This is a genomic window from Phaeovulum sp., assembly GCF_041596715.1.
In the GTDB taxonomy this organism is placed as follows: Bacteria; Pseudomonadota; Alphaproteobacteria; order Rhodobacterales; family Rhodobacteraceae; genus UBA6213.
On the sequence record NZ_JBFHIA010000274.1, the window covers coordinates 1 to 3662 of the forward strand.

5 protein-coding genes are annotated in these 3662 nt (G+C 64.2%); 4 read left to right on the forward strand and 1 reads right to left on the reverse strand.

Going from position 1 to position 3662, the window contains the following annotated elements; genetic code table 11:
- The 4 genes from ABY403_RS14460 to ABY403_RS14475 form a co-directional block, all read left to right on the forward strand.
- On the forward strand, window positions 1–333 hold a 333-nt coding region (locus ABY403_RS14460), incomplete at its 5' end, for an ATP-binding cassette domain-containing protein (protein ID WP_372841524.1).
- Complete coding sequence (locus ABY403_RS14465) at window positions 327–1055, forward strand: ATP-binding cassette domain-containing protein (protein WP_372841525.1); 729 nt, start codon at window positions 327–329, stop codon at window positions 1053–1055. The genes ABY403_RS14460 and ABY403_RS14465, both read left to right, overlap by 7 nt.
- Entirely contained in the window at window positions 1056–1319 is a 264-nt protein-coding gene (locus ABY403_RS14470; protein ID WP_372841526.1) for a hypothetical protein, read from the forward strand.
- 51 nt (window positions 1320–1370) lie between these two features.
- Window positions 1371–1931 (forward strand): DUF1636 family protein, encoded by a 561-nt coding sequence (locus ABY403_RS14475; protein ID WP_372841527.1) that lies wholly within the window; start codon window positions 1371–1373, stop codon window positions 1929–1931.
- On the opposite strand, the gene ABY403_RS14480 is transcribed toward ABY403_RS14475, so the two are convergent.
- Window positions 1928–3592: a putative transporter gene (locus ABY403_RS14480; RefSeq protein WP_372841528.1), complete on the reverse strand. Its 1665-nt coding sequence runs from the start codon at window positions 3590–3592 to the stop codon at window positions 1928–1930. The two genes, ABY403_RS14475 and ABY403_RS14480, sit on opposite strands and share 4 nt — an antisense overlap.
- Between the last annotated feature and the right edge of the window lie 70 nt (window positions 3593–3662).

Sequence of the window (3662 nt, forward strand, 5' to 3'; positions counted from 1 at the left end):
CTTTCGGGCGGCATGAAGCAGCGGGTGCTGATCGCGATGGCGCTTTTGCTGCGCCCGAGCCTGCTGATTGCCGATGAACCGACCACCGGGCTTGATGTGCTGACCGAGCGCGAAATACTGGCCGCACTTACCGCCATGCTCGACGCAACTGGCGCGAGCCTTTTGTTCATCAGCCACGATCTGCGTGCGGTGCGCGCGGTCGCGCCGCGCACGCTGGTCATGCAGGCCGGGCGGATCATCGAGGATACAGCGATGTCTGACCTTGCCGGGTCCGCACATGCCGCTGCCCGCGCCATAGCAGGCGCCACAGCGCAATTGGAGGGCAGATGCTAAGCTTTACGGGGCTTCACAAACAGTTTCGGGGCGTTGCGGTGCTATCTGGCGTCGATCTGACGATCGGGCAGGGCGAAGTGGTGGGGCTGATCGGCCGTTCGGGTGTTGGCAAGTCAACCTTAGCGCGGCTTCTGGTCGGGCTGGAGGTGCCAGAGGCGGGAACGATCCGGCTGGCAGGGCACGAGATCGTGCCGGGCAAGGGCAGCGCGCGCCGCCGTATCCAATATCTTTGGCAAGACCCGATGCAGGCGCTCAGCCCCTATCTTTCTGCCTTGGGGGCGGTGCTGGAAACGTTGCACGGCTACGGCATCGGTCAGCCCCATGCACGCCCGGCGCGGGCGCGGGCGCTGCTCGGATCGCTGGGCATCGATACTGCGATGGCCGCGCGCAAGCCACATGCCCTGTCGGGCGGCCAGTGCCAGCGCGTGGCGCTGGCGCGCGCGCTGGCCGCAGAGCCTGACCTGCTGATCCTTGACGAGCCGTTTTCGGCGCTGGACGTAACCGCCCAGCTGGCCGCGACCGCGCTTTTGGAGCGCGTGCACGCCGAGCGTGGCCTTTCGATGCTGATTGTCAGCCACGACCTCGCACCGCTGCGGCGGCTGGCGCATCGCATTGCTGTGCTCGACGGTGGTCGAATTGTCGAAGACCTGCCGGTTTCTGTTTTCATGGCCGAGGCGCGGCACCCGCTTTCGCGCGCCTATGTCGCAACGATGGAGGGATAGATGTCACTTAGTTCCAAGCCGAAGTCGCCGCCAGCCCCCGGTCGCACCCCGCGCGCCGCAAAGGCGGTGCGGCACCGTGATGGCTATCTTGGCGGCGTTACGCTGGCGCTGCTTGCGCTGGTTGCGTTGGCCTCTGTGGGGTTTCTGCACAGCGCGTCTAGCGAGGTGCAGGCGGGCCGCGCAGCGATACAGCAGCCCTCCACCGACCAGCCCGCGCAATGCGCAGCACCGTCCGAACCGGTCTTGCTGTCGCCAAAGGCTTGAGTGGCCCGCCACGCCGCAATCGACATCCACCCCGACCAGATGAGAGCCGCGATGCCCCGCCCTGATACCGCCCCCGAGTTTGAACTGCATGTCTGCCTGACCTGTTCCGACCCCGATGTAGAGCGGCGACGCCGACACGAGGGGGGCGGCGCGGCACTGCTGGGCGCGATCAAGGCCGAACTTGCAACGCGCCCCTTTGGCGCGCAGGCGGTGGTGCTGGCCTACGAATGCCTTGGTGCCTGCACCCCGCGTGGTCGCGTTTCGATCAGCGCCGAGGACCGTTGGGGGGTGGTGTTCGGCGGGCTTGACGAACGCTGCGACATGCAAGCGCTTGGCGACTATATCGCCGCGTGGCTTGCGCTTCCTTGGGGCGAGATTCCCAAGCCGTTGCGCCCGGTTTCGTTGCGCAAGAAAGTGATCGGCAAGCTGCCACCGCGCCGTCACGACGGAAACTATGCCGCAGGCGAGATGGGGGGGGTGCGCACCGGGCAGGCGATCGTGCAGGTAGCCGTGCCCTTGTGCAGGGCAATCGAGGTTTCGCCAGATCAGCCCCCCGTGGCACAAGCGCAGGCGCAAGAGGAAAGGCAAGTGCGCCTTCCGGCCCGTCCCTAGAGCCCGTAGAACAGGATGATCGCCATGATTTGCGGTGACAGGATACGCAGGCACATCACAAGCGGGTAGACCGTTGCATAAGCCAGCGCCGGAGCGCCCGAACCGGGGTGCACGTTGTTGGCAAAGGCAAGCGCCGGTGGATCGGTCATCGAACCCGCCAACAGGCCGCAAATCGTCAGATAGTTCATCCCCAGCGCTCTGCGCGCGAAGATGCCGACGATAAGCAGTGGGAAGAGGGTGATAAGCGCGCCATAACCCATCCAGACCAACCCGCCGCCCTTCGTTAGCGTTTCGACAAAACCCGCGCCCGAGTCGAGCCCGACCACCGCCAGAAAAAGCACGATGCCAATTTCGCGCAGCGCCAGATTGGCGCTGGGCGGCATAAACCAGTAAAGCCGCCCGAAACTGCCCAGCCGCGCCAAAAGGATCGCGGCAATCAGCGGCCCGCCCGCCAACCCCAGCCGCAACGGCGCGGGCAAGCTGGGAAAGGGTATGGGCAGCGAGCCCAATAGAACGCCAAGCCCGATGCCGATGAAGATCGGCATCATCTGCACCTGACTGAGCTTGGCCGATGCATTGCCAACCCGCGCGGCCAACCGCTCGATCGCTTCAGCGGGGCCCACGATATTGAGAATGTCACCGAATTGCAGCACCGCACCCGGCTGCGCCACAAGCTCTACCCCCGCGCGGTGCAGGCGCGAGATCACCACCTCGCCATGCGCTTGCATCACAAGATCGGCAATGTGCTTGCCCAGCACGGCCTCGTTGGTGACCACAACACGTTCGGAACGAAAGCCGGTGCCCTTGGTCGAAAGCGATTCCGCCACCTCTTTGCCGACGATCAGCGCGGCGCGGTGAAGGGCGGAGGCATTCGAGGCGACCAGATGCAGCAGGTCGCCCGTCGCAAGCCGCACCTCGGGGCCGGGCACCTTGAGCGCGCCGCCCGATTTCAGCCGCGAACAGATCACCTTGTCACCGATCAACTCGGCCAGTTCGGCGCAGCTGATACCGTCAATATTGGCGTTGCGAACCTCGACATTGGCTGCAAACAGCCCACCGTGCCCTGCGCCGTTTGCAGCCTCGCTCGCGGCCGCTTCTGTCGGAATGAGGATGCCGAAAACCACCCGGATCAACCACATCGCAAGCAGGATGCCCAGAATGCCGAAAGGATATGCCATCGCATAGCCAAGGCCCATGATGTTTGTGGTGGCGGCGGGTTGGCCAAGTTCGGTCAGAATCTGTTGCCCGGCGGCAAGCGAGGGCGTGTTTGTCACCGCGCCGGAATAGACCCCAAGCAGAACCTCGGGCGCTACGCCGAAAACGTAATAGAGCGCCAGCGTGGTCAGTGCCCCCAGCAGCACAATTGCCCCGGCAAGCGCGTTGAGCCTTAGTCCGGTGCGCCGCAACGAGGCAAAGAAACCCGGGCCAACCTGATTGCCGATCGAATAGACAAACAGGATCAGGCCGAACTCCTTGATGAATTGCAAGGCGTTCTTGTCAATTTCCCAGCCACCTTGGTGCACGAAATGGCCCACCAAAATGCCGCCGAAAAGCACCCCGCCGATCCCCAGCCCGACGCCACGGATTCGCGCGGCACCGATCAGCAGCCCAATGATGGCAACCAAGGAAAGCAGCAGGATGGAAAAACCGATATCGCTCATGGCTCGTCTCGATCAGCTCTCCCTCGAGCCATGTGATAGGCCTCTGTGTATCAGAAGCAAACGATCCTGC

Excerpts from the sequence above, each read along its gene's own strand:
- ABY403_RS14475 (WP_372841527.1), top strand. The coding sequence starts at position 1,371 with ATGCCCCGCCCTGATACCGCCCCCGAGTTTGAACTGCATGTCTGCCTG.
- ABY403_RS14465 (WP_372841525.1), top strand. The coding sequence starts at position 327 with ATGCTAAGCTTTACGGGGCTTCACAAACAGTTTCGGGGCGTTGCGGTG.
- ABY403_RS14470 (WP_372841526.1), top strand. The coding sequence starts at position 1,056 with ATGTCACTTAGTTCCAAGCCGAAGTCGCCGCCAGCCCCCGGTCGCACC.
- ABY403_RS14480 (WP_372841528.1), bottom strand. The coding sequence starts at position 3,592 with ATGAGCGATATCGGTTTTTCCATCCTGCTGCTTTCCTTGGTTGCCATC.